Source organism: Polaromonas sp. P1_G2 (genome assembly GCF_056405515.1).
Genome location: NZ_JBFUBY010001189.1, coordinates 1 through 444, shown reverse-complemented (window position 1 = coordinate 444; position 444 = coordinate 1). Strand labels below are relative to the sequence as shown.

The window sequence follows — 444 nt, the reverse complement described above, 5'->3', positions numbered from 1 at the left end:
GATGGATACCGCTCAGCCTAGCGCTCCGTTTCCACCAGTTTGGCAGGACGCCTATAGCCAGAAACCTGTTTTCATATTTGCAGCGCCGGCTGCGGGCGATGGGGCCAGTCGCTTCCCTGAACATCAAGGCGTTTGACGGCATCGAAAGTGCCGCCATGACCTATGATGACCAGCCGATCGTCGATCATTTCCGGCGAATCGATGAAGAGAGAGTCATGGGAGCCATGACGATGAGGGGCGACGAGCGAATCTACTTCTTCGAACTCGAACGTGTCATTGAGGCTTGAAAGCGACCGGATGACAATTATCTGTCGCTCATAACCCGTTTTGATGATTGCGTGGCGAGCAGTTTGTTCTGTCGCGCGATCTTCCGGGTCTGGCAGGGCGCTCCCCGAGAAGGGTTGAGCGCCCTGTCCGCTTTTGCGCTTGGATCTGCATTGTCAC

Annotated in this window: 1 protein-coding gene; it reads left to right on the top strand. The window is 55.9% G+C overall.

Annotated features, from left to right (window positions below):
• On the top strand, positions 1-287 hold a 287-nt coding region (locus tag AC1D0P_RS29705; protein ID WP_477680012.1), incomplete at its 5' end, for a DUF4334 domain-containing protein.
• Between the last annotated feature and the right edge of the window lie 157 nt (positions 288-444).